Source organism: Streptomyces sp. NPDC002574 (genome assembly GCF_042889545.1).
Classification (GTDB): domain Bacteria; phylum Actinomycetota; class Actinomycetes; order Streptomycetales; family Streptomycetaceae; genus Actinacidiphila.
The window spans coordinates 1-23,079 of the sequence record NZ_JBIARB010000018.1 but is presented as its reverse complement, the minus strand read 5'-3'; the positions used below and the strand labels follow the sequence as shown (position 1 = coordinate 23,079).

Sequence of the window (23,079 nt, the reverse complement as noted above, 5' to 3'; positions counted from 1 at the left end):
AGGGCATGTACGGCTTTCGCCACCGCAGCCGCACAGCGGCCGCACAGGAACCCATCGGTTGTGTAACGACCGGACTTTCCGGGTAGGGGAACGGGCTCAGCCCGGCAGCCGGTACACCCCGCCCGCCAAGGGCTCCACCAGACCGTCGGAGACCAGCCCGTCCAGGGCGCGGGCGCGCTGCACCGGCTCGTGCCAGACCGCGTCCAGGGCCGCCTGCGGCACTGGAGCGGTCGCGTCGCGCAGTACCGCCAGCAGCTTGCCCCGGACCTGCCGGTCGGTTCCCGCGTACGTCTGGCCGCGGCGCGGCGGGCCCTCGTGCGCGGGAGAGCCGGCCAGCCGCCAGGCGCACTGCTTGGCGATGGGGCAGCGCACGCACTCCGGGCCGCGCGCGGTGCAGATGAGGGCGCCCAGTTCCATCGTGGCCGCGGCCCAGCGGGCGGCGGTGGCCTCGTCGGCGGGGAGCAGCCGCTGGGCGACCTTGCGCTCGGCGGCCGTCGTGGCGTTCGGCGGGTACTCCACGCCGGTCACCGCGCGCGCGAACACCCGCCGCACATTGGTGTCCAGCACCGCGTGCCGCTGTCCGTACGCGAACGAGGCCACGGCCGCGGCCGTGTACTCGCCGATGCCCGGAAGGGCCAGCAACTCGGCGTGCTCGGTGGGGACATGGCCGTCGTGGAGATGCGCGATCGCGGTCGCGGCGGCGTGCAGCCGCAGGGCCCGGCGCGGATAGCCCAGCCGGCCCCACGCGCGGACCGCCTCGCCGGGCGGTTCGGCGGCGAGCGCCGCCGGATCGGGCCAGCGCTCCAGCCACTGCTCGTACACCGGCAGCACCCGCGAGACCGGTGTCTGCTGCAGCATGAACTCGCTCACCATGACGCCCCAGGCGCCTGCCTCGGGGCGGCGCCACGGAAGGTCCCGGGCGTTCTCGTCGAACCAGTCGATCACGGGGGAGTGAAGATCACGGTGCTCGCTCATAGCGTCACCGATCCTACGGCCCCGGAACCCGCCCGGCGGGCAGGGGAGATCTGCTGATCAATCACACAAGTTGCCTGCGTGCCGCGCGTGCCTTGGTCCGATTCAAGGGAAAGCGCATAAGGTTTGCGCGTGGGCTCTGTGCGCAATCCCGTGGGACCTCTCCCGTCCTCCATCTACTGGCGACGACGGGCTGTTGTGCTGCTCCTCCTCCTGGTGATCACCGCGTTGGTGGTGTGGGCCGTCAACTTCCGTGACGGGGGCGGCGGGAACAGGGCGGGCGGTCCCGGCGGCCACACCCCCGTGCCCTCCATCACACCCGGTCCCTCCGCCAGCGGCCCGCTCAACAGCTCCCGCCCCGGCGGCTCGGTCGGCGGCGGCTCCTCCGACGGCGGTTCCACCGACGGGGCCGGTGACTCCGGTGCCACGGACGGCAGTTCGTCCGGCGGTGACACCGGTGACACCGGCGGCAGCGGCGCGGACAGCGGTACGGGTGCGGACGGCGGCTCGGCGTCCGGCGGCACGGACGGTGGTTCCACCGACGGCGGCGGCGTTTCCGGCAGCGGCGGCAGCGGCAGCGGAGGCGGCGCGCAGCTGCCCGCCGGGTCCAGCCTCCCCGACTGCACCTCCTCGTCGGTCACGCTCAGCCTGCGCAGCGAGCACAACTCCTACGAGCCCGGTGAGAAGCCCACGTTCACGCTGACCGCCACCAACTCCTCGGCTGTCAGCTGCAAGCTGGACTTCGGGGCGACCGCGGCCGTCTTCACCGTCTCCGACGTGGACGACAACCACCGCTGGGCGAGCGACGACTGCCCCAGGAGCCGCTCCGGTTACCTGCTGCAGGTGCCGGCGAACAGCTCGACCACCTACGAGCTGCGCTGGGACCGCACCACCAGCGCGCCGCAGTGTGCGACCCCCAAGGTCCGGACCGCGCCGCTGGGCACCTACCTCGTCGAGGCGCGGCTGCCGGGCTTCCAGCCCAAGCAGACGTCCTTCGTCCTGAAGGACGCCTGACCGACACGGGCGTCAGGACGGCCGGCGCACCGGCCCGGGACATCCCGGGCGGCGGGCGCCGGCCCGACCGTCAGACGTAGCGCTCCAGGATCGAGGACTCCGCCAGGCGCGACAGGCCCTCGCGGACCGAGCGGGCGCGGGCCTCACCGACACCGTCGACGGTCTGCAGATCGTCCACGCTGGCCGCGAGCAGCTTCTGCAGCCCGCCGAAGTGCTCCACCAGGCGCTCCACGATCGTGTTCGGCAGCCGCGGCACCTTGGCCAGCAGCCGGTAGCCGCGCGGCGAGACCGCGGAGTCCAGCGCCTCGGGGGAACCGGCGTAACCCAGCGCCCTTGCCACGGTGGGTAGTTCGAGCAGTTCGCCCTGGGGGAGCGAGTCCAGCTCGGACAGCGCCTCGCTGACCGTGCGGCTGCGCTTGGCGGTCGGCTCGGGCACGTAGTCGCGCACGACCAGCTCACGCTCGGGCTCGACGCCCGCGATCAGCTCGTCCAGCTGGAGCGAGAGCAGCCGGCCGTCGGTGCCCAGCTCGACCACGTACTCCGCGATCTCGGTGGCGATGCGGCGCACCATCTCCAGGCGCTGGGCGACCGCGGTGACGTCACGGACCGTGACCAGGTCCTCGATCTCCAGGGCGGACAGCGTGCCCGCGACCTCGTCCAGCCGCAGCTTGTAGCGCTCCAGGGTGGCCAGCGCCTGGTTGGCGCGGGAGAGGATCGCCGCGGAGTCCTCCAGGACCCGGCGCTGACCGTCGACGTACAGCGCGATCAGCCGCATCGACTGGCTGACGGAGACCACCGGGAAACCGGTCTGGATGGAGACCCGCTGCGCGGTGCGGTGGCGGGTGCCGGTCTCCTCCGTGGGGATCGCGGCGTCCGGGACGAGCTGGACACCGGCCCGCAGGATCTTGGTGATGTCCTTGTCGAGGATGAGGGCGCCGTCGAGCTTGCACAGCTCGCGCAGGCGCGTCGCGGAGAACTCGACGTCCAGTACAAAACCGCCGGTGCACAGCGACTCGACGAGCTTGTCCATGCCCAGGACGATCAGGCCGCCGGTGTTGCCGCGCAGGACCCGTTCCAGGCCGTCGCGCAGGCTGGTGCCGGGAGCCACGGCGCTCAGGGAGGCGCGCATCAGGCTGTCAGTACCGGAGCCCTCGCGACCCCAGGCTTTGCCGGGAGCTGCCGCCCGGTCATTGGCTGCCACTGCTCTCCTCCGGTCGTACGGATGCCCGGATGGGCGAGACCAGGGCAAAGTTTACCGTCGGAAGGCTCACGGACGGGGGGCCCTCTTGGGCAGGACGCGCAAGGCGTCCCCTATGTCCGTCACTTCCGTCACCTTCATCCCCGCCGGAATCCTGCCCGGGTCCGGCGGGACGAGGGCGTGGGTGAAGCCCAGCCGGGCCGCCTCGGCTAGCCGCCGCTGCACCCCGGTGACCCGCCTGACCTCGCCCGCCAGGCCCACCTCGCCCACGGCGACCAGGTTCTTCGGCAGCGGGGTGTCGATCGCGGCGCTGGCCAGCGCCAGGGCCACGGCGAGGTCCGCGGCGGGCTCGCCGAGCTTCACACCGCCGACGGTGGCGGTGTAGATGTCCTGCTTGCCGATCGACCGGATGCGTCCGCGCTGCTCCAGCACCGCGAGCATCATCGACACGCGCGAGGTCTCCAGACCGGAGGTCGTGCGGCGCGGCGAGGGGATCTGGGTGTCCACGGTCAGCGCCTGCACCTCGGCGACCAGCGGGCGCTTGCCCTCCAGCGTGACCGTCAGACAGGTGCCGGGCACCGGCTCGTCGCGCCGGGTCAGGAACAGGCCCGAGGGGTCGGCGAGGCCCGTGATGCCCTCGTCGTGGAGTTCGAAGCAGCCGACCTCGTCGGTGGCGCCGTAGCGGTTCTTGATCCCGCGGATCAGCCGCAGGCGGGCGTGCCGGTCGCCCTCGAAGGACAGCACCACGTCCACCAGGTGCTCCAGCAGCCGCGGACCGGCGATCGCGCCGTCCTTGGTGACGTGGCCGACGAGCAGCGTCGACATGCCGCGCTCCTTCGACGCCCGGATCAGCGCGCCGGCGACCTCGCGGACCTGGGCCATGCCGCCGGGGGCGCCGTCGATCTCCGGCGAGGCCACGGTCTGCACCGAGTCCAGGACCAGCAGCGCCGGCTTGACGTCGTCCAGGTGCCCCAGCACCGCCGAGAGGTCGGTCTCGGCGGCGAGGTAGAGATGGTCGGACAGGGCGCCGATGCGGTCGGCCCGCAGCCGTACCTGCGACGCGGACTCCTCACCGGTCACATAGAGCGTGCGCGCCTGGGGCCCGGCCGCCTTCGCGGCGACGTCCAGCAGCAGCGTCGACTTGCCGACGCCCGGCTCCCCCGCGAGCAGCACCACCGCGCCGGGGACCAGCCCGCCGCCCAGCACCCGGTCCAGCTCCGGCACGCCCGTGCCGCGCGCGGTCGCCTGGCGGCCGTCCACCTGCCCGATGGGCTTCGCCGGCGTCGTCACCCGGCCGGCCGCGGTGGTACGCACCGGTGAGGCGCCGCCGTACTCCTCGATCGTGCCCCACGCCTGGCACTCGCCACAGCGGCCGAGCCATTTGACGGTCGTCCAGCCGCACTCAGTACAGCGGTAGGACGGTCGGTCCTTTGATGCGGGGCGAGTCCGGGCAGCCATGCCGTGCACGGTATCGGTAACCACCGACAGTGCAGGCAGCGCTTGCAGCGCCGACAGCGCCGACAGTGCTGCCGGCGCTGGAGGTGCCCGCATCGCCGCCGTCCCGTGGCCGCGCTCGTCCGCCGCCGTCCCCGTTTCCCGCCGCGGAGCGCTCGCGCACACGCCCGATCCATCGCCCCGGAGGGTGATCGGGGTGTGCTCTTTCGGGCGGGATCACCACCCAATTGGGTTAAAGCCCGCCGTGACGGCTGAGGGTGTACGGACCGTGGGCCTACCGTCACGGAGTGATGAGCAGCAGGCCTGAGACACCCTCGCAGACAACCGGCGCGCACCGCCGACACCGCGCGCCGGTCCAGCGCGGCCGCGCCGCGGCGGGCGGCGGGGCCGGCCCGGCGGCGGGACGGCGCCGGCCCCGGCCGAACGGCACGCTGCCCTCGCAGCCGCCCGCCCACTACGAGCCGTACCTGGACGGGCTGTTCACCTACTGCCTGTCGGTCCTGTGCGAGCACGACGCCGCGGCCGTGGCCCTCGGCGACGTGTTGGCGGTCGCCGAGCGGCAGCGCGCCCGGCTGCGCAACCCCGAACTGCGCCGCCCCTGGCTGTACGCGCTGGCCCGCTGGGCCTGCCTGCGCACGCTGGCCGACGGCCGCCCGGCGTCGGTGAAGGCCTCCGCCGAGGTGGCCGCCCGGCGCCGCGGCGAGCTGTCCGCGCTGGCCTGGCCCGAGGCGGCCGGCACGACGCCGGAGCAGCGCGAGGTGCTGGAGCTCGCGGTACGCCACCAGCTGGCCCCGCACGAGGTCGCGCTGGTCGTCGGCCTGGAGCCGGACGCCACCCGGGCGCTGCTCGCGCAGGCCGCCTGCGAGGTGGAGCGGACCCGGGCCGCCCTCGCCGTCGTCGAACTGGGCAACTGCCCGGCGGTCGCCCGGCTCGCGGGGGACGCCCGGGTGCTGCTCGGCACGGCCCTGCGCCGCGAGCTGGTCCACCACGTCGACGTCTGCTCGCACTGCCGGCTGACCGCGGAGCGCGCGGTCGCCGCCGGCCCGTGGCCCGGTCTGGCGACCACCGCGGCGACCGCCGTGCTGGCCACCATCGAGGCGCCGCGCTCGGCCGCGTACGCCGCCCTGCTGCACGCCATGCGCGGCGGCATCGGGCGGGCCCGCCAGAGCACTCCGCGCTTCGACCGGCGCGGCTTCCCCATGGACCTGAAGGAACGCACCGCGCGCCGCGCCCGGATGCGGCACCGCGCGGTGACCTCCACCGTCGTGGCGGCCGTGGTGGCGGCCCCGGTGCTGGCGCTGTGGGCGGCGTACCACGGGGCGCCGCTGGCCCCTGAGCAGAAGGGGGAAGGTTCCTTCACCGCGGCGGACGGCGACGGGCTGGAGGGCTTCCCGTACGAGAAGGCCGGTGCCGCGGGCAGCGCGGAGCGTGGGCGTTCCCAGCGCGGCGGCCCCGGACGGCTGTCGGTGTCGGTCGCCTCGGCCTCCCCCGCGGCGCCGGACGCCTCCCCGTCGGCCGGCGGGCACGATGCGGCGTCGCCGTCGAGCCGTGCCACGAAGGGCGCGGACGTGGACGCGGGCGGTGACCACGGCGGCCGCCCCGCCCACCGTGAGGGACGGCTCGTCGTCGCCGCTCGCACCGAGGGCGACGTGACCGTCATCACGCTCAAGGCGGAGGGCGACCGGGCCGTGCGTTGGTCCGCCGCGCGCTCGGCGCCCTGGCTGCACCTCAGCCGGCGGCGCGGCATGCTGCGGCCGGGGGACTCCACGACGATCACGGTGTCGGTGGACCGCGACCGGGAGCCGGCGGGCGCGTGGACCGCGCGGATCGTCTTCGACCCGTCGGGCGGTGTCGTCACGATCTACGGGACGGGAGCCCCGTCGCAGCCCCCGTCCCCCGACCCCTCGCCCAAGCCGTCGACGTCTCCCACGCCGGATCCCTCGCCGTCCGGCTCGCCCAGCGGCGAGCCGTCCGGATCCCCGTCGTCCTAACCCTCCGCCCGGCCCTGCCCCTGGCCGTGTCCCGGGGCCGGGTCGGCCGGGTGCGGTGCCATCGGCAGCAGCGAGGCGAGACGCTGCTCGCAGAGCTCGACGAGCGCCGCGTACGCCTGCGTGCCCATGAGTTCGGTCAGTTCCGCGCGGTACGAGACGTAGACCGGGTCGCCCGCGCCGTGCGCCGAGCGCGCGCCGGTGCACCACCAGTGCAGATCATGGCCGCCCGGGCCCCAGCCGCGCCGGTCGTACTCACCGATGGAGATCTGCAGCACGCGCGTGTCGTCGGGCCGGTCGATCCAGTCGTACGTCCGGCGGATCGGCAGCTGCCAGCAGACGTCCGGCTTGGTCTCCAGCGGCTCGCGGCCCTCCTTGAGGGCCAGCAGGTGCAGCGCGCAGCCGGCGCCGGCCGCGAAGCCGGGGCGGTTGAGGAAGACACAGGCGCCCTTGTGGCGCCGGGTCTGCCGGTCCCCGTCCTCGTTGACCTCGGTCCAGCCGCCCTTGTCGCCCTCCTGCGCGGCGACGTCGTGGAACTGCCACAGCTCGGGGGAGAGCCGGTCCACGTGCCCGGCCACCCGCTTCTCGTCGTCGTCGTCCGAGAAGTGCGCGCCCAGGGTGCAGCATCCGTCACTCGCGCGACCCTCCTGGATGCCCTCGCAGCCGCGCCCGAAGATGCAGTTCCAGCGCGAGGTGAGCCAGGTCAGGTCGCAGCGGAAGATCTGTTCGTCGTCGGCCGGATCGGGGAACTCCACCCATGCACGGGGGAAGTCGAGGCCGACCTCGTCCTCGATGACCGGGTGTTCCTGCCGCTTCGTCGCCTTTTTCGCCTTCGCCACGATGTCAGGGTAAGCATGTGGAGCTTGTTCGGTGGTCACCCGCGCGGCAGCGCGCACCCCGCATGTCCCGGGAAACTACCCGGAGCAGTAGGTTTCCGGGCATGAGACTCGGTGTCCTCGACGTGGGTTCCAATACCGTCCACCTGCTGGTCATGGACGCGCATCCTGGCGCGCGTCCGCTTCCCGCCTATTCCCACAAGGCGGAGCTGCGACTGGCGGAGCTGCTGGACGACCGGGGCGCTATTTGCGAGGACGGTGTCCGTCGGCTGATCTCCCAGGTCGCCGAGGCCCTGGTGGTCGCCGAGGACAAGGGCGTCGAGGAGGTCCTGCCGTTCGCGACCTCAGCGGTCCGCGAGGCGGCCAACGGCGACGAGGTGCTGGCCCGGGTGGCCGAGCAGACCGGCGTCGACCTCACCGTGCTCTCCGGCGAGGACGAGGCGCGGCTGACCTTCCTGGCCGCCCGTCGCTGGTTCGGGTGGTCCGCCGGGCGGCTGTTGATGCTCGACATCGGCGGCGGCTCCCTGGAGGTCGCCTACGGCATGGACGAGGAGCCGGTCGCCGCCGTCTCGCTGCCGCTCGGCGCGGGCCGGCTCACCAGCGGATGGCTGCCCGGCGACCCGCCGGCCGGCGAGGACGTCCGCTCGCTGCGCAAGCACGTACGGGCCGAGATCGCCCGCACCGTCGCCGGGTTCAGCCGCATCGGCGCGCCCGACCACGTCGTCGGCACCTCCAAGACCTTCAAGCAGCTCGCCCGCATCGCCGGCGCCGCCCGCTCCGCCGAGGGGCTGTACATCCAGCGCACGCTGACCCGGAAGTCGCTCGCCGAGTGGGTCCCCCGGCTCGCGGCGATGACCGAGGGTGCCCGCAAGCAGCTGCCCGGCGTCTCGGAGGGCCGCGCACGGCAGTTGCTCGCCGGTGCCCTCGTCGCCGACGCGGCGATGGACCTGTACGGCGTGACGGAACTGGAGATCTGCCCCTGGGCGCTGCGCGAGGGCGTGATCCTGCGACGGCTGGACCTCATGGTCAGCGAGCGGGTCTGACCCGCCGGGAGCCCCTTGGGACGCCGTCGGGACCCCGCGCGCCGGGCCTCCCGCGCCGTGTCGATCGCGTCACGTCGGCCCGGTGCGATGTGCCGTTCGGCGGACCGGCCGCCGTACGCTGTTCCCCGTGGCAGCCCCTGACCCTGTGGACCCGAACGAACACACCGTGCGCGTACCCGATGCGAAGGTCGCGCTGTCCACGGCGTCCGTGTACCCCGAGTCGACGGCGACGGCCTTCGAGATCGCGGCCCGGCTCGGGTACGACGGCGTCGAGGTCATGGTGTGGACCGACCCGGTCAGCCAGGACGTCGAGGCACTGCGCCGGTTGTCGGACTACCACGGCATGCCGGTGCTCGCGGTGCACGCGCCCTGCCTGCTGATCACGCAGCGCGTCTGGTCGACCGACCCGTGGGTGAAGCTCCAGCGGGCCCGCGCGGCCGCGGAGAAGCTCGGCGCGTCGACGGTCGTCGTCCACCCGCCCTTCCGGTGGCAGCGCGCGTACGCGCGGGACTTCGTCTCCGGCATCTGGCGGATGGCGAACGAGACGGACGTGCGCTTCGCGGTGGAGAACATGTACCCGTGGCGCTACCGCGACCGCGAGATGCTCGCGTACGCCCCCGACTGGGACCCCACCGGCGAGGACTACCGGCACTTCACCATCGACCTGTCGCACACGGCCACCGCCCGCACCGAGACGATGGAGATGCTCGGGCGCATGGGCGACCGGCTCGGCCACGTGCACCTCGCCGACGGCAGCGGCTCCGGCAAGGACGAGCACCTGGTGCCCGGGCGCGGTACTCAGCCGTGTGCCGAACTGCTGGAACGGCTCGCCACCGGCGGTTTCGACGGGCACGTGGTGATCGAGGTGAACACCCGGCGCGCGATGTCCGCCGCCGAGCGGGAGGCCGACCTCGCGGAGGCGCTGGCCTTCACCCGGCTGCACCTGGCCGCCGCGGCGCAGGTGGGCTGATGCCCAAGGGCCCGGACGACGCCGAGCCCCCGGGGCGCGCGGCCACCGGACGGCGCGGCCGCGGACGCCCTGCCGGAGCGCGGTCGGGCACGGCCGAGACCCGGGACCGCATCCTGGCCGCCGCGCGCGAGGAGTTCTCCGCCCGCGGCTACGACAAGACCTCGATCCGCTCGATCGCCCGCTCGGCGGGTGTGGACGCGGCCCTGGTGCACCACTACTTCGGGGCCAAGGAGCAGGTTTTCGAGTCGTCCATCGAGATGACCTTCGAGCCGGCGTTCGGCGTCCCCGACGTCCTGGCGGTCGGCCCGGACGGCGTGGGCGAGCGGCTCGCCCGCTTCTTCGTGAGCGTCTGGGAGAACCCGGTCACCCGGGCCCCCATGCTGGCCGTGTTGCGCTCGGCGGTCACCAACGAGACCGCCGCGAGCGTGCTGCGCGGCATCGTCCTGCGGCGGATGCTGGAGCGCGTGGCGGGGGAGCTGAAGGTCCCCGACCCGCGGCTGCGCGCCGAGCTCGCCGCCTCCCAGATGATCGGCATCGCGATGATGCGTTACGTCATGCGCATCGAGCCGCTGGCGTCGGCGGACATGGAGGAGGTCGTCCGCCTCGTCGCCCCGACCCTCCAGCGCTACCTGGCCGACCCCGATCCCGGCGCCGCCACCGGGTGACGGCGCCCCCGGTGTGCGAGGCTTCCATTCCGTGGACCTCGCGTCCGCAATACGGACACACCGTCCCCGGCGGCGGCCCGGGCAGTACGCTCGAAGGCTCCAGGATGGAAACGTAGGGAGTGGTCCCCGTGCCCGAGCTGAGGTCCCGCACAGTCACCCACGGCCGCAACATGGCAGGCGCGCGCGCCCTCATGCGGGCCTCGGGCGTAGCGAGCGAGGACATCGGCAAGCCGATCATCGCCGTGGCCAACAGCTTCACGGAGTTCGTGCCCGGGCACACCCACCTGCAGCCCGTGGGCCGCATCGTGAGCGAGGCGATCAAGGCCGCGGGCGCCGTGCCGCGCGAGTTCAACACCATCGCCGTCGACGACGGCATCGCCATGGGCCACGGCGGCATGCTCTACTCGCTGCCCTCCCGCGACCTGATCGCCGACTCCGTCGAGTACATGGTCGAGGCGCACTGCGCCGACGCGCTGATCTGCATCTCCAACTGCGACAAGATCACCCCGGGCATGCTGATGGCCGCCCTGCGGCTCAACATCCCCACCGTCTTCGTCTCCGGCGGCCCCATGGAGGCCGGCCGCGCGACGCTCGTCGACGGCACCGTGCGCACCCTGGACCTCATCGACGCGATCGCCGACGCCGTCAACGACAAGATCTCCGACGAGGACATCCTCCGCATCGAGGAGAACGCCTGCCCCACCTGCGGCTCGTGTTCGGGCATGTTCACCGCCAACTCGATGAACTGCCTCACCGAGGCGATCGGCCTGTCCCTGCCCGGCAACGGCTCGGTCCTGGCCACCCACACCGCCCGCAAGGGGCTGTACGAGGACGCCGGCCGCACGGTCGTGGACATCACCCGGCGCTACTACGAGCAGGACGACGAGTCCGTGCTGCCGCGCTCGATCGCCACGTTCGAGGCCTTCGAGAACGCCATGGCCCTCGACATCGCCATGGGCGGCTCCACCAACACGATCCTCCACCTGCTCGCCGCCGCCCAGGAGGCGGGCGTCCCCTTCGGCCTGACCGACATCGACGCCGTCTCGCGGCGCGTGCCGTGCCTGGCCAAGGTCGCTCCCAACGTCGCGAAGAACCGCACGTACTACATGGAGGACGTGCACCGCGCCGGCGGCATCCCCGCCCTGCTCGGCGAACTCCACCGGGCCGGCCTGCTCAACGAGGACGTCCACTCCGTCCACTCCCCGTCGCTCGCCGACTGGCTCAAGACCTGGGACGTCCGCGGCGGCTCCCCCTCCGCGGAGGCCGAGGAACTCTGGCACGCCGCCCCCGGCTGCGTCCGCTCCGCCGAGGCCTTCTCCCAGTCCGAGCGCTGGGAGGCCCTGGACACCGACGCCGCCGAGGGCTGTATCCGCTCCGCCGAGCACGCGTACTCCAAGGACGGCGGCCTCGCCGTGCTCCGCGGCAACCTCGCCGTCGACGGCTGCGTGGTGAAGACCGCCGGCGTCGACGAGTCCATCTGGACCTTCGAGGGACCGGCCGTGGTCTGCGAGTCCCAGGAGGAGGCCGTCGACAAGATCCTCCGCAAGGAGATCACGGAGGGCGACGTCGTCGTCATCCGCTACGAGGGCCCCAAGGGCGGCCCCGGCATGCAGGAGATGCTCTACCCCACCTCCTTCCTCAAGGGCCGCGGCCTCGGCAAGAGCTGCGCCCTCATCACCGACGGCCGCTTCTCCGGCGGCACTTCGGGCCTCTCCATCGGCCACGCGTCCCCCGAGGCGGCCTCCGGCGGCACGATCGCCCTCGTCGAGGACGGCGACCGCATCCGGATCGACATCCCCGGCCGCACCATCGAACTCCTGGTCACCGACGAGGACCTGGCCGCACGCCGCGCCGCCCTCGGCGGCGTCTACGCCCCGGCGGGACGCGAGCGCAAGGTCTCCCTGGCGCTCAAGGCCTACGCGGCGATGGCGACCAGCGCCGACAAGGGCGCCGTCCGCGACGTCGGCAAGCTCGACGGCTGACCGACCCCGCCGCCGACGCCCTCGACCCCTTCCGCCCTCACCAGCGGGAGGGGTCCTTCGCGTCCACGGCGAACACGGTGCCGTCGGGCGCGGTCGCGAACACCTTGCCGTCGGCGACGACGGGGGAGGGGGGCGACTCCGTGTTGCCCATGACCGTGCCCAGCCGCGGCGCGGTCTGGCCGACGAAGGTGCCGCGTTCGGCGTCGACAGCCAGCACCCGCCCGTCGGACGAGGAGAAGTAGAGACGGTCACCCACCGCGACGGGCAGGGAGCCGTGGCTCACCGAGGACTCCAGACGCCACCGTTGGGCCTGTTCGGCCGGGAGTCCCGGACGAGAGGTGTCGACGGCCACCAGCGCCCCTCCATATGCGAGGACGTACACCGTGCCGCCCTGCACCACCGCCAGCGCGGCGTCCAGGGGGCCGGTGAGCGGTACACGGCGCAGGGACCAGCCGGCGGTGTCCATCCGTACGACCGCGTCGGTGCGCGAGTAGTCGTCCATGGCCGTGAGGAACAGGTCGGTCCCCGAACCCCCGATCGGCGTGAGCTGGCCCTCGAACTCCCGCTGCCGCCGCACGGATCCGTCGTCCGGGTCCACGACGCTCACCAGCGTGCGCCGGCCGTTGCCCGTGCCCTCGACGGCGTAAAGGGGATCCGTATCTCCGTACCGGACGAAGAACGGATGCATGTGGCCGCGCAGCTTCTTGCGCCAGCGCTCCTTGCCCGTGACCCCGTCCACCGCGGTCACGACATCGCCGGGACCGCCGAGGAGCACGGTCCCCCCGGTGTCGTAGAACGCTCCCTCGGAGGCGGAGACGTCCAGGGACCAGCGCCTGCCGCCGGTGGCGGGATCGAGACCGTCCAGCCGCCTGCCGTCGTCGGTGGTGACGTGGAGTACGCCGCCGTACAGGACCGGGCGCTCCGGTGCGCTGTCGGCACCACGGTCGCCACTCGTGCGGACGGCCCACTGCAGCGTGCCGTCGTCGGGGTTCAGCCGTGACGCTTCGTAACCCTTCCGCGTGCAGTACAAGGCGTGCCCGCCGTAGGAGCAGGCGGCCATCCCCCTCGATTGCCCGGCCGCCAGCGACGTCGCGGACCAGGGCTTGAAGACGACGGCGGGCGCCTTCGGACGATCCTTGCCCGCGTCCACCTGTCCCGGGGTGCCGAAGTGGCCGAGTGCCGTGAAGGCGCCGACCGCGGCCAGGGCGGTCAGTGCCGCGGCGGCGGCCACTCGCCACCGCTTGCCGCGGCGGGGCGCGGTTCCGCCGGTGAGTCCGTCCCGCGCCGCGGATGCGGCCGGGCCGCCGGGGTCGTGGTCGTGGAGGGGATGACGATGCCGCGGCGCCCGCCGGGCCGCGACCGGGTCCTCGAGGTCGAAGGAGCTGAAGGTCTGGGTGTCGTACGAGGCCGAGATCTCCCTGAGCTCCGTCATCATGGCGTCCGGGGTCGGGCGGTCGCCGGGATCCTTGGCGAGGCATCGCTCGATGAGTGGCCGCAGGTCGTCCGGTATGCCCTCCAACTGCGGCTCTTCGTGCACTACTTGGTAGGCCACGATGTACGGGCTGTCCGAGTTGAACGGGCTGCGCCCCGTCGCGGCGTGCACGAGAACGCTCGCCATGGCGAAGACGTCGGCGGCCGGCCCGACCGACTTCGGCTGCCGGAACTGCTCCGGTGCCATGAAGGGCGGAGTGCCGATGAGCTTGCCGGTCTCCGTGCGGAGGTCGCTGTCGGACGGCCGTGAGATGCCGAAGTCGATCACTTTCGGACCGTCGGCGGCCAGCAGTACGTTGCTCGGCTTCAGGTCCCGGTGCACGACGCCGACCCGGTGAATATCGCGCAACGCCTCGGCGAGGCCCGCCATCAGATACCGCACCTGAGCCGGGGCCACCGAACCGTTCCGCTTCACGAACTGGGCGAGCGTCGGGCCGGGAATGTAGAGCGTCGCCATCCATGGCCGTTCGGCGTCGGGGTCCGCGTCCACGACGGGCGCCGTGAAGGCCCCGCTGACCCGGCGCGCGGCGCCGACCTCCTGGCGGAAACGCGCTCTGAACTCGGGATCCGCCGCCAGCTCCTCGTGCACGACCTTGATGGCCAGCCGCATGCCGGAGGTGGAGCGCGACAGATGCACCACCCCCATGCCACCGGCGCCGAGCCGGCTCTCCAGGAGGTACTGCCCCGCGTATTCCGGACGTTCCGGTTCCGGACCCGTGCCGGGCCTGCCCGATGTCGGCATGACCCACCCCCGTGTGTTCGTCCGTGGCCGCAACCTACGGAGCCTAACCGATCGTCCTTACGGCGAAGACTCGGATTGCTAGCCTGCACTTGACAGAGCGTAAATGTTCACGGGGGAGGGCCAATGGCCGAGAACAGTCTTGACGTGCCCGCGGAGGCCGGGGGCGCACTCGTCGCAGCGGCTGCGACGACCGGCCTGGTGTACTACCCGGTGGCCCCGGACTGCCGTCTGAACGTCCGGAGCGGCCCCGGGACCAGCTACCAGATCGTCAGGATGCTGCCCACCGATGCCAAGGTTCCGATCTTCTGCCAGACGACGGGCACCAACGTCGCCGGCTACTACGGCACGAGCAACATCTGGGACCGCATCGGCCCCGACCAGTACGTCTCCGACGCGTACGTGCACACCGGCAGCGACGGCTTCGTCACGTCCCGCTGCTGACATCGCGTCGCCATCGACGACTCGGCTGTACGAGGTGCAGCGGTCTCCCGCGGCACCTGACCTTTGTCCCCTTCGCGAGGAGCAGGGTGTGTTGAAGACAGGCAAGAAGCGGCGCGGCCTCTTAGCAGCGGGCGCGGCCGGCGTGGCCGGAGCGGTGCTCCTGGTGCTCGGAGGGGCGGCCGACGCAGCGGCGGCCGATGTGATCTATTACCCCGTCGCCCCGGACACCCGCCTGAACGTCAGGACCGGTCCTGGGACGAGTTTCCAGATCGTCAAGATCCTTCCGTACGACGTACAGGTCCCCATCATCTGCCAGACGCCCGGTACGACGGTCGACGGCTATTACGGCACGAGCAACATCTGGGACCGGATCGCCTCGGGACAGTACGTGTCCGATGCCTACGTGCACACCGGCAGCGACGGCTACGTAGCCGGCCGCTGCGGCTGACCCCTGGCCCGTGCGGTCCCCCCGCCCAGGGGTCGGGGGACCGCACCGTGGGGAAGACAACCGGCATGACCTCACAGCCGACGCACCGCCGCGTGTTCGCCCAGTCGTTCAACGCCGTGGCCGCGCAGTACGCCGCCGCGCGCCCGGGATACCCCGGTGAGATGTTCGACGCCGTCGAGGAGATGGCGGGCCGCACCCTCGCGGGCGCGGTCGTGCTGGACGTCGGGGCCGGGACGGGGATAGCCACCGCGCTGCTGCGGGGGCGCGGGGCGCACGTGACGGCGGTGGAGCCCGGATCGGGGATGGCGGCGCAACTGCGGGCCGGGCAGCCGGGAGTGCCGCTTGTGCGCGGGGACGGGAACACCCTGCCGTTCGCCGCCGGCGTCGCCGACTTCGTGACGTACGCGCAGGCGTGGCACTGGACGGACCCGGCGCGCTCGGCGCCGGAGGCGGCGCGCGTGCTGCGGCCGGGCGGCGCGTTCGCGCTGTGGTGGAACCTGCCGGACACCGACGTGCCGTGGATCGTGGAGCAGGAGGCCCGGCTCGCCGCCCGCGTGCCCGGGCACCACGAGTTCGGCCTGGGCGGTGACGCCGAGAGCGTGCTGCTCTCGCTCGGTCCCGGCCTCGGGCTGAGACCGCTCTCCCGTCTGCTCCGCTGGACCCGCACGGTCCCCGTGGACACGCACCTGGCGATGCTGGGCAGCCGGTCGTACTTCGCCGTGATGGATCCGGACGCGGCCGCCCGGCTGCTGGCGGAGGAGCGGCGCGAGCTGCTGGCGCTCTTCCCGGACGGCCTGGTCGTCGAGCCGTACCGGGTCGCGCTGACCGTCGCCGTGAAGGACGGGACGGACTAGCCGGCCCGGCGGGACGCCGCCACCGATCCGACGACACCGACGACGCCCGCGACGAGCGCCCCACGCCACAGGCCGTCCCAGAGGCTGCCGAAGAAGCCCTCGGAGGTGAGGATCTGGCGCATCACGAGGTCGGTGACGAGCAGCATGCCGCCCGGTACGAGCGCCACGCGCCAGGGGTGCTCGGCCGCCCAGCGGCGGATGCGGCGGTCGGAACGCGGTCCGCGTCCCGTCACCGCCCCGGCGCCGCCGACGAGGAAGAAGAGCATCAGGGCGACGGAGCAGGCCCCGGCGACCACGCCGAATCCGAAGTCGCCGCCGACGGCGGACACGGCCAGGGAGACCCCGCCGCCGATGGCGCCGACCGCGGCGGCGGGCCGCCAGGGGCCGAGGGTGGCCGAGGCCAGCGCCAGTTGACGCTTCTCACCGCGGGTCACGTCCCGTGACGGACGGGATGGATCGGTAGAACGGCTCATACCGCCACGGTCGCCCGGGGTCGCGCCGGAAGCCATAGGGGATGTCCCTGAGTCGGCCCGGAGCCGGTGTCAGGGCCGGGACCCGGCAGGCGGCCGGGATCCCGGGCCGTGGGGCGCCCGGGATCCCGGCCGCCGCACGGCCCGGTCGCACCGGTCGCTCAGGCCGGCGCCCGCTGCACGCGTACCGGTGTCACCCCCTCCTCGTTGTGCCGCTCGGCCCAGCCGGCCAGCGCCATGCCGCAGGCGTGGTCCAGGTGCCGCAGCCGCCGCAGGTCGAGTTCCAGGGCGCGGTTCCGCGGGAGCGCCTCCAACTGGTCGAGCAGTTTGGGCAGGCGCAGGAAGGTGGCGCTGCCCAGGACACGCACGACGATCGGTCCGCCGCCCCGGTCGTCGATCTCGACGTGGGTGTGGGAGGTCTCCCACGCCGCCTTGACCACGGCCGTCAGCAGCCCGACCAGCACGCCCTCGAACATGTTGGTGACGACGATGGCGACTGCCGTCACCACCAGGACGACGGCCTCGCCCCGGTGCTCCCGCCACAGCGGCACCAGCGCGCGGAACGGGACGAGCTTGCAGCCCGCGTGTACCAGCACGCCCGCCAGGGCCGCGACCGGGATCACGCCGAGCGCGGCCGGCAGCAGCGCGGCGAACAGCAGCAGCCACACCCCGTGCAGCACCCGGGACGCCTTGGTACGGGCGCCCGCTTGGACGTTGGCGGCGCTGCGCACGATCACGGCGGTCATCGGCAGGGCTCCGAGTGCCCCGCAGAGGGCGTTGCCCGCGCCCTGTGCGATCAGTTCCCTGTCGTAGTCGGTGCGCGGCCCGTCGTGCAGCCGGTCCACCGCGGCGGCGCTGAACAGGCTCTCGGCGGAGGCGATCAGCGTGAACGCCAGCACCGTGCCGATCATCGACACACTCGCCAGCTGTGCGAACTGCCCGGCACCCGGCGGCTGTACGGCGTCGAGCAGCCCCCGGACCTCGACCCGGGCGACCGGCAGCCGGAGCAGCACCGCCGCCGCCGTGGCGAGCGCGACCGCGGCCAGCGGCCCGGGCAGCACGCGCGTGGCGCCCGGGACGCGGGGCCACAGCACCAGGACGGCGATCGTGCCGACCCCGAGGGCGAGGGCGGCGAGCGCCGCGCCGGAGCCGAACACGTCGCCGGCGAGTCCGGCGACCCCGGCGATCTTGGCGGGGCCGGAGGCGGGGGCCTTGACGTCCGCCAACGCGTACACCTGCCCCGCGATCAGCACCAGCCCGATCCCGGCGAGCATCCCCTGCACGACGGCGAGGGAGATCGCCCGGAACCAGCGGCCGAACCGCAGCGCGCCCATGAGCATCTGCAGCACGCCCGCGGTGAGTACGAGCACACCGAGCGCCGGCAGCCCGAACTCCCGCACGGCCTCGAGGACCAGGACGGTGAGTCCGGCCGCCGGGCCGGACACCTGGAGGCTGCTGCCCGGCAGCAGCCCCGTGAACAGTCCGCCCACGATGCCGGTGACGAGACCGAGTTCGGCCGGCACCCCGGAGGCCACGGCGACCCCCACGCACAGGGGCAGGGCGACCAGGAAGACGACGAGCGAGGCCGTGAGGTCGGCGCGCAACGTCGCGGGCCGGGCCGGGACACCCCGGATCCGGCGGATCACCGGGGAGGGAAGGTGTCGGCGGACGGGACGGGCGCGGACCCCGGTGCGGGGACGACGAAGGAGCCGGGTTCGGAGCCGGAATCGGTCAAGGAGCCCGGATCGGTGACGGGACGTGCCGGCGGGACATCGCGGGCAGCGTCGATGAAGGTCTTCATTTCGGGTGGCCTCCATTGCGCCCCGGCGCCCGGCGACGGGCGGGGGCGTGCGGGGTCGAACTGTGTGGGGGGTCGGGAGTCCGCGGCGGTGCCCGGACGGCCGCACGCGGCAGCGGTCCGCGGGACGTCGTCGAAACGGGACGTCAGACGGTGACGGGCGGCGTCGCGGCCTGGTCCGTCAGCAGCGGAACACCTGGAGGAAGACCGGAAGTTCGCCGGATCTGGTCAGCGGGACGGCCTGGCGTGCGGTGCGCGGCGCAGCGACACCGACGGACGTCCGCCCGTCGGCGGTCAGGCCCGGAGCGGCGGCAGCGACGCCGGTGCGCGGGGCCGGTGACGGGACGCCGAGCGCCCCGGGCACCACGAGGCGCAGGCCGTTGCCCTCGTGGCGGTGGATCAGGCACTGCCGCTGCTCGGCCCGCTCGTGCGCGGCGCCGACTCCCACCGCGCGCACTGCCGTGGGCGCGGGCTCCGCGGCGGCACAGCCGATGGCGAGGAACAGGGAGAGCAGCAGTCCGGCGCCGACGGCGACGAAGCGCACAACTCCCTTGCTCCAGCTCATCGTTGCCCCCACCCCGAGATGTCGCGGTCTCCATTCTGCCCGGTCGGCTCCCCCATTGTGCAAGCTCATGAGGTTAACGCAGCGTAAATGATCCGTCACTCGAATGGATGTACTCGGCGCTCCTTGACGGGCGGCCATCACGGGAGCAGTATTCACCGCATGATGAATAAAGCCGAGGACCCCGCCGCACCGGCTCCGGGTCCCGCCGTCCACGCCGCCGGCCTGACCGTGCTGCGCGGCGGCCGCACCGTCCTGGACGGCCTCGACTTCACCGTCCCGCGCGGTGAGATCACCGGACTGCTCGGCCCCAGCGGCTGCGGCAAGTCGACCCTCATGCGCGCCGTCGTCGGCACCCAGGCCCGCGTCAGCGGCACCCTCGACGTGCTCGGCCGGCCCGGCGGACACCGCGACCTGCGCCCCCGGATCGGATACGTGACCCAGGCACCGTCCGTCTACCTCGATCTGACGATCCGGCAGAACCTCGACTACTTCGCCGCGGTCCTCGGCGGCGACGCCCGCGACCACGTCGACCGGGCCATCGCCGACGTCGACCTCACCTCGCACGCCGGGGCGCTGGCGGGCAACCTCTCCGGGGGACAGCTCAACCGCGTCTCGCTGGCCGTCGCCCTGCTCGGCTCGCCCGAACTCCTCGTCCTGGACGAGCCCACCGTCGGCCTGGACCCCGTCCTCCGCCGCGACCTGTGGGAGCTCTTCCACCGACTCGCCGCCGAACGCGGCGCCACCCTCATCGTCTCCAGCCACGTCATGGACGAGGCCGAGCGCTGCCACCGCCTGCTCCTCATGCGCGAGGGGCGCATCCTCGCGCAGGGCAGCCCCGACTCCCTGCGCTCCCGAACCGGCGCCGCCACCGTCGAGGAGGCCTTCCTGCGCCTCGTCGACGAGGCGTCCGGCCGCACGGCCCCGCACCCCGCGACCCCGAACGAGGCCGAGGAGGCCGTCCGATGAGCACGCACCGCACCCTCGCCACCGCCCGCCGCGTGCTGCTCCAGCTGCGCCACGACCCACGCACCATCGCCCTCATGGTCGTCGTCCCCTGCGTACTGCTCACGCTGCTGTCCTGGGTCTACGACGCCAGCCCCCGCACCTTCGACACCGTCGGCGCCTCGCTGCTCGGCATCTTCCCGCTCATCACGATGTTCCTGGTCACGTCCATCGCCACCCTTCGCGAGCGGACCTCCGGCACCCTGGAGCGCCTCCTGTCGATGCCGCTCGGCAAGGGCGACCTGCTGGCCGGGTACGCGCTCGCCTTCGGCGCCGTCGCGGTCGTCCAGGCGGTACTGGCCACCGGCCTCGCCGTCCTCGTCCTCGGCCTGAACGTCACCGGGTCCGCCTGGCTGCTCCTTGTGGTCGCCCTCGCCGACGCCTGCCTCGGCACCGCCCTCGGTCTCTTCGTCAGCGCCTTCGCCGCCAGCGAGTTCCAGGCCGTGCAGTTCATGCCCGCCGTACTGCTGCCGCAGCTCCTCCTGTGCGGACTGCTCATGCCCCGCGGCCGGATGCAGCCCGTCCTGGAGGCCGTCTCCAATGTGCTGCCCATGTCCTACGCCGTCGACGGCATGCAGCAGGTCCTCACCCACACCGACATCACCGGCGACTTCCTCCGCGACCTCGCCGTCGTCGCGGGAAGCGCCGCCATCGCCCTGGCACTCGGCGCCGCGACCCTGCGCCGCCGCACCGCCTGACCCGACGCGCCCGACCGCACCGTGGACAGCGACCCCGCGGCCGCCGTCCCCGGTGCGAAGATGGCCGCATGACCCAGAAAGTCGCCGTGCTCGGCACCGGGAAGATCGGCGAGGCCCTGCTCTCCGGCATGCTCCGCGCCGGCTGGAAGCCGGAAAACCTCCTGGTCACCGCCCGCCGCCCGGCCCGCGCCGAGGAACTGCGCGCCCGCTACGGCGTCGACGCCGTCTCCAACCACGAGGCCGCCAAGGCCGCGGACACCCTCATCCTCGCCGTCAAGCCGCAGGACATGTCCGCCCTCCTGGACGAGCTGGCCCCGCACCTCGCCGCCGACCGGCTCGTCATCAGCGCCGCGGCCGGCGTGCCGACCTCCTTCTTCGAAGAACGCCTCGCCGCCGGCATCGCGGTCGTCCGCGTCATGCCCAACACCCCCGTCCTCGTCGACGAGGGCATGTCGGTCATCTCCGCGGGCAGCCACGCGCGCGAGGAGCACCTCGTCCGCACCGAGGACATCTTCCAGCCGGTCGGCAAGACCCTGCGCATCCCCGAGTACCAGCAGGACGCCGCCACCGCGCTGTCCGGCTCCGGCCCCGCGTACTTCTACTTCCTGGTCGAGGCCATGACCGACGCCGGCATCCTCCTCGGCCTGCCCCGCGCCCAGGCGCACGACCTCATCGTGCAGTCCGCGATCGGCGCCGCTGTCATGCTCCGCGACAGCGGCGAGCACCCAGTCAAACTGCGCGAGGCAGTCACCTCCCCGGCCGGCACCACCATCAACGCCATCCGCGAGCTGGAGAAGCACGGTGTGCGCCACGCCCTGATCGCCGCACTGGAAGCCGCCCGCGACCGCAGCCGCGAGCTCGCCTCCGGCAACGGCTGACGTCCTGAGGGGACCGCCGCTCCCGGCACCCGGGGCGGCAGTCCCCTTTGTGCCGTCTCACGCGGGGGGCAGCAGCCCGATCGCCCGGTACGCCGAGTCCACCGTCGGCCGCGCCAGCGCCCGCGCGCGTTCCGCCCCCGTCCGGAGCACCCCGTCGACGTACCCCGGATCGGCCGCCAGCTCCGCGTGCCGCTCCCGCAACGGCCGCAGCTCCTCGACCACCGCCTCCGCGGTGTCCTTCTTCAGCGCCCCGTACGAGTCGTACTCCGCGGCCAGCTCCTGCGGCGGCCGTCCCGAACACGCCGACAGGATCTCCAGCAGGTTCGCCACGCCCGGCCGCTCCTCACGGTCGTACGCCACGTCCTCGCCGCTGTCGGTCACCGCCCGCATCACTTTCTTGCGGACCGCCTCCGGCTCGTCGAGCAGATAGACGATCCCGGGGCCGGTGTCGTCGGACTTCCCCATCTTCGCGGTCGGGTCCTGCAGGTTCATCACCCGCGCGGCCACCGGCGGCAGCACCGCGCGGGGCACCGCGAACACCGGCCCGTACCGCTGGTTGAAGCGCTCCGCCAGGTCCCGGGTCAGCTCCACGTGCTGCGCCTGGTCGTCTCCGACCGGCACCTCGTCCGTCCGGTACGCCAGGATGTCCGCCGCCATGAGCACCGGATACGTCAGCAGCGACAGCCGCACGCTGCCGCCGCGGCGCTGCTCCTGGGCGGCCTTCTCCTTGTACTGGATCATCCGCCGCATCTCCCCGTCCGTGGCGGCGCACTCCAGGAGGTAGGCCAGACGGGCGTGTTCGTCCACATGGCTCTGGACGAAGAGGGTGCACACCGCCGGGTCCAGTCCCGCCGCGAGCAGCAGGGTCGCGGCCTGCCGGCTGAGCCGGCGCACCCGGGCGGGATCGTGGTCCACCGTCAGCGCGTGCAGATCCACCACGCAGAAGAGGGACTCGGCCTGGTGCTGGTTCACCGCGGCCCACTGCCGAACAGCCCCCAGGTAGTTGCCCAGGGTCAGGTGCCCGGTCGGCTTGATCCCGCTGAAGACCCGCGTCATCTCTGTCTCCTCCTGCTGTCGTCCGGCGTGCCGGACCCGTCGACCCGGCGGCCCGCAGGGGAAACACAGACGGCCGCCGGAGCGGCGGCCGTTGGGTGCATGCGCAGTGGGGTCGGCCGCCTCAGGCGGCCCACCACAGGTTCGTGTGCGCATGCGTGGTCATGTCCTGACGGTAGCCCTCAAACGCGTTGCCGGCCACAGGTTTGAAGCACGTGAGGGCGTGGTGTAGTGTTCTCTAGCTGCCTCGGACGGGTCACCTTCCAACGGCAGCCACTCAAGCCGCCCGGCGGCAACCCACTACTGCACTCTTTCCCTGCGGGGTCGATTTCGGCGTGCCGAAATTCGGTCCGAATGGCTCGATTATGAGTCGCGGAGGGAATCCGCTAAAGTAGTGGACACGCCGGAAGGCGCGAAACAAAAACCCCGCTGACTGGGGATCGGGCCGGAAACGGTCTGATAGAGTCGGAAAAGCCGGAAAGCGAAAGCCGGACGGCACACCCGCTCCAGAGGGTG

The 23,079-nt window shown here is 73.0% G+C and carries 21 protein-coding genes; 12 read left to right on the top strand and 9 right to left on the bottom strand.

What is annotated here, in order from left to right; all coding sequences use genetic code 11:
• Nucleotides 1–96: 96 nt before the first annotated feature.
• A complete protein-coding gene (locus ACFYXS_RS34255) occupies nucleotides 97–975 on the bottom strand; it encodes an A/G-specific adenine glycosylase (protein ID WP_389255414.1) in 879 nt (292 codons plus the stop codon).
• A gap of 195 nt (nucleotides 976–1,170) precedes the next feature.
• Between ACFYXS_RS34255 and ACFYXS_RS34250 the strand changes: the two genes are divergently transcribed.
• Nucleotides 1,171–1,986 carry a hypothetical protein gene (locus tag ACFYXS_RS34250; protein ID WP_389255412.1) on the top strand — a complete coding sequence of 272 codons (816 nt, stop codon included), beginning with the start codon at nucleotides 1,171–1,173 and terminating at the stop codon, nucleotides 1,984–1,986.
• A gap of 70 nt (nucleotides 1,987–2,056) precedes the next feature.
• Here the strand turns inward: ACFYXS_RS34250 and disA are convergent, their stop codons facing one another.
• Together disA and radA are read right to left on the bottom strand one after the other, a co-directional pair.
• Complete coding sequence (gene disA, locus ACFYXS_RS34245; RefSeq protein ID WP_319663590.1) at nucleotides 2,057–3,187, bottom strand: DNA integrity scanning diadenylate cyclase DisA; 1,131 nt, start codon at nucleotides 3,185–3,187, stop codon at nucleotides 2,057–2,059.
• 66 nt (nucleotides 3,188–3,253) lie between these two features.
• Nucleotides 3,254–4,642, bottom strand: a complete 1,389-nt coding sequence (gene radA / locus ACFYXS_RS34240) for a DNA repair protein RadA (RefSeq protein ID WP_389255634.1) — start codon at nucleotides 4,640–4,642, stop codon at nucleotides 3,254–3,256.
• Between the two features lie 287 nt (nucleotides 4,643–4,929).
• On the opposite strand from radA, the gene ACFYXS_RS34235 reads away from it, so the two are divergent.
• Nucleotides 4,930–6,630, top strand: a complete 1,701-nt coding sequence (locus ACFYXS_RS34235) for a sigma-70 family RNA polymerase sigma factor (RefSeq protein ID WP_389255410.1) — start codon at nucleotides 4,930–4,932, stop codon at nucleotides 6,628–6,630.
• Here ACFYXS_RS34235 and ACFYXS_RS34230 read toward each other — a convergent pair.
• Complete coding sequence (locus tag ACFYXS_RS34230; protein WP_389255408.1) at nucleotides 6,627–7,466, bottom strand: hypothetical protein; 840 nt, start codon at nucleotides 7,464–7,466, stop codon at nucleotides 6,627–6,629. The genes ACFYXS_RS34235 and ACFYXS_RS34230 overlap by 4 nt on opposite strands.
• 101 nt (nucleotides 7,467–7,567) lie before the next feature.
• On the opposite strand from ACFYXS_RS34230, the gene ACFYXS_RS34225 reads away from it, so the two are divergent.
• The 4 genes from ACFYXS_RS34225 (at nucleotide 7,568) to ilvD (ending at nucleotide 12,123) form a co-directional block, all read left to right on the top strand.
• Nucleotides 7,568–8,506 carry a Ppx/GppA family phosphatase gene (locus ACFYXS_RS34225; protein WP_389255406.1) on the top strand — a complete coding sequence of 313 codons (939 nt, stop codon included), beginning with the start codon at nucleotides 7,568–7,570 and terminating at the stop codon, nucleotides 8,504–8,506.
• Nucleotides 8,507–8,672: 166 nt separating this feature from the next.
• Nucleotides 8,673–9,476, top strand: coding sequence for a sugar phosphate isomerase/epimerase family protein (locus ACFYXS_RS34220; RefSeq protein ID WP_389255404.1), 804 nt, complete (start codon nucleotides 8,673–8,675; stop codon nucleotides 9,474–9,476).
• Entirely contained in the window at nucleotides 9,476–10,141 is a 666-nt protein-coding gene (locus tag ACFYXS_RS34215) for a TetR family transcriptional regulator (RefSeq protein WP_389255402.1), read from the top strand. Before ACFYXS_RS34220 ends, ACFYXS_RS34215 begins: the two co-directional genes overlap by 1 nt.
• A gap of 128 nt (nucleotides 10,142–10,269) precedes the next feature.
• On the top strand, nucleotides 10,270–12,123 hold the full coding sequence (gene ilvD, locus ACFYXS_RS34210) for a dihydroxy-acid dehydratase (RefSeq protein WP_389255400.1): 1,854 nt from the start codon (nucleotides 10,270–10,272) through the stop codon (nucleotides 12,121–12,123).
• A gap of 37 nt (nucleotides 12,124–12,160) precedes the next feature.
• On the opposite strand, the gene ACFYXS_RS34205 is transcribed toward ilvD, so the two are convergent.
• Nucleotides 12,161–14,356 carry a serine/threonine-protein kinase gene (locus ACFYXS_RS34205; protein WP_389255398.1) on the bottom strand — a complete coding sequence of 732 codons (2,196 nt, stop codon included), beginning with the start codon at nucleotides 14,354–14,356 and terminating at the stop codon, nucleotides 12,161–12,163.
• A 123-nt stretch (nucleotides 14,357–14,479) separates the two neighbouring features.
• On the opposite strand from ACFYXS_RS34205, the gene ACFYXS_RS34200 reads away from it, so the two are divergent.
• From ACFYXS_RS34200 to ACFYXS_RS34190, 3 genes are all read left to right on the top strand, one after another.
• Nucleotides 14,480–14,797, top strand: coding sequence for an SH3 domain-containing protein (locus ACFYXS_RS34200; protein ID WP_389255396.1), 318 nt, complete (start codon nucleotides 14,480–14,482; stop codon nucleotides 14,795–14,797).
• 142 nt (nucleotides 14,798–14,939) lie between these two features.
• Nucleotides 14,940–15,245 carry an SH3 domain-containing protein gene (locus tag ACFYXS_RS34195; RefSeq protein ID WP_389255632.1) on the top strand — a complete coding sequence of 102 codons (306 nt, stop codon included), beginning with the start codon at nucleotides 14,940–14,942 and terminating at the stop codon, nucleotides 15,243–15,245.
• A gap of 65 nt (nucleotides 15,246–15,310) precedes the next feature.
• A complete protein-coding gene (locus ACFYXS_RS34190) occupies nucleotides 15,311–16,099 on the top strand; it encodes a class I SAM-dependent methyltransferase (protein ID WP_389255394.1) in 789 nt (262 codons plus the stop codon).
• Here ACFYXS_RS34190 and ACFYXS_RS34185 read toward each other — a convergent pair.
• The 3 genes from ACFYXS_RS34185 to ACFYXS_RS34175 all read right to left on the bottom strand — a co-directional run bounded on the left by ACFYXS_RS34185 (nucleotide 16,096) and on the right by ACFYXS_RS34175 (nucleotide 18,932).
• Nucleotides 16,096–16,572 carry a hypothetical protein gene (locus tag ACFYXS_RS34185; protein ID WP_389255392.1) on the bottom strand — a complete coding sequence of 159 codons (477 nt, stop codon included), beginning with the start codon at nucleotides 16,570–16,572 and terminating at the stop codon, nucleotides 16,096–16,098. The genes ACFYXS_RS34190 and ACFYXS_RS34185 overlap by 4 nt on opposite strands.
• A gap of 158 nt (nucleotides 16,573–16,730) precedes the next feature.
• Nucleotides 16,731–18,215 (bottom strand): SulP family inorganic anion transporter, encoded by a 1,485-nt coding sequence (locus ACFYXS_RS34180; RefSeq protein ID WP_389255390.1) that lies wholly within the window; start codon nucleotides 18,213–18,215, stop codon nucleotides 16,731–16,733.
• A 333-nt stretch (nucleotides 18,216–18,548) separates the two neighbouring features.
• Nucleotides 18,549–18,932, bottom strand: a complete 384-nt coding sequence (locus ACFYXS_RS34175; RefSeq protein WP_389255388.1) for a hypothetical protein — start codon at nucleotides 18,930–18,932, stop codon at nucleotides 18,549–18,551.
• Between the two features lie 159 nt (nucleotides 18,933–19,091).
• Between ACFYXS_RS34175 and ACFYXS_RS34170 the strand changes: the two genes are divergently transcribed.
• From ACFYXS_RS34170 to proC, 3 genes are all read left to right on the top strand, one after another.
• Nucleotides 19,092–19,898 carry an ABC transporter ATP-binding protein gene (locus ACFYXS_RS34170; RefSeq protein WP_389255386.1) on the top strand — a complete coding sequence of 269 codons (807 nt, stop codon included), beginning with the start codon at nucleotides 19,092–19,094 and terminating at the stop codon, nucleotides 19,896–19,898.
• On the top strand, nucleotides 19,895–20,632 hold the full coding sequence (locus ACFYXS_RS34165; protein ID WP_389255384.1) for an ABC transporter permease: 738 nt from the start codon (nucleotides 19,895–19,897) through the stop codon (nucleotides 20,630–20,632). The genes ACFYXS_RS34170 and ACFYXS_RS34165 overlap by 4 nt, the downstream gene beginning before the upstream one ends.
• Nucleotides 20,633–20,700: 68 nt before the next feature.
• The gene (proC, locus tag ACFYXS_RS34160) at nucleotides 20,701–21,510 is read left to right on the top strand and encodes a pyrroline-5-carboxylate reductase (protein WP_389255382.1); all 810 of its coding nucleotides are present in this window, start codon (nucleotides 20,701–20,703) and stop codon (nucleotides 21,508–21,510) included.
• Nucleotides 21,511–21,567: 57 nt separating this feature from the next.
• Here proC and trpS read toward each other — a convergent pair whose 3' ends face one another.
• Nucleotides 21,568–22,566, bottom strand: a complete 999-nt coding sequence (trpS, locus tag ACFYXS_RS34155; RefSeq protein ID WP_389255380.1) for a tryptophan--tRNA ligase — start codon at nucleotides 22,564–22,566, stop codon at nucleotides 21,568–21,570.
• Between the last annotated feature and the right edge of the window lie 513 nt (nucleotides 22,567–23,079).

Bases quoted from the DNA above. Each gene is read 5' to 3' on its own strand.
- ACFYXS_RS34185 (WP_389255392.1), bottom strand. From the start codon at position 16,572: ATGAGCCGTTCTACCGATCCATCCCGTCCGTCACGGGACGTGACCCGC.
- ACFYXS_RS34205 (WP_389255398.1), bottom strand. From the start codon at position 14,356: ATGCCGACATCGGGCAGGCCCGGCACGGGTCCGGAACCGGAACGTCCG.
- radA (WP_389255634.1), bottom strand. From the start codon at position 4,642: ATGGCTGCCCGGACTCGCCCCGCATCAAAGGACCGACCGTCCTACCGC.
- ACFYXS_RS34190 (WP_389255394.1), top strand. From the start codon at position 15,311: ATGACCTCACAGCCGACGCACCGCCGCGTGTTCGCCCAGTCGTTCAAC.
- trpS (WP_389255380.1), bottom strand. From the start codon at position 22,566: ATGACGCGGGTCTTCAGCGGGATCAAGCCGACCGGGCACCTGACCCTG.
- ACFYXS_RS34235 (WP_389255410.1), top strand. From the start codon at position 4,930: ATGAGCAGCAGGCCTGAGACACCCTCGCAGACAACCGGCGCGCACCGC.
- ACFYXS_RS34175 (WP_389255388.1), bottom strand. From the start codon at position 18,932: ATGAGCTGGAGCAAGGGAGTTGTGCGCTTCGTCGCCGTCGGCGCCGGA.
- ACFYXS_RS34255 (WP_389255414.1), bottom strand. From the start codon at position 975: ATGAGCGAGCACCGTGATCTTCACTCCCCCGTGATCGACTGGTTCGAC.
- ACFYXS_RS34200 (WP_389255396.1), top strand. From the start codon at position 14,480: ATGGCCGAGAACAGTCTTGACGTGCCCGCGGAGGCCGGGGGCGCACTC.
- ACFYXS_RS34215 (WP_389255402.1), top strand. From the start codon at position 9,476: ATGCCCAAGGGCCCGGACGACGCCGAGCCCCCGGGGCGCGCGGCCACC.
- ACFYXS_RS34170 (WP_389255386.1), top strand. From the start codon at position 19,092: ATGATGAATAAAGCCGAGGACCCCGCCGCACCGGCTCCGGGTCCCGCC.
- ACFYXS_RS34165 (WP_389255384.1), top strand. From the start codon at position 19,895: ATGAGCACGCACCGCACCCTCGCCACCGCCCGCCGCGTGCTGCTCCAG.
- proC (WP_389255382.1), top strand. From the start codon at position 20,701: ATGACCCAGAAAGTCGCCGTGCTCGGCACCGGGAAGATCGGCGAGGCC.
- ACFYXS_RS34225 (WP_389255406.1), top strand. From the start codon at position 7,568: ATGAGACTCGGTGTCCTCGACGTGGGTTCCAATACCGTCCACCTGCTG.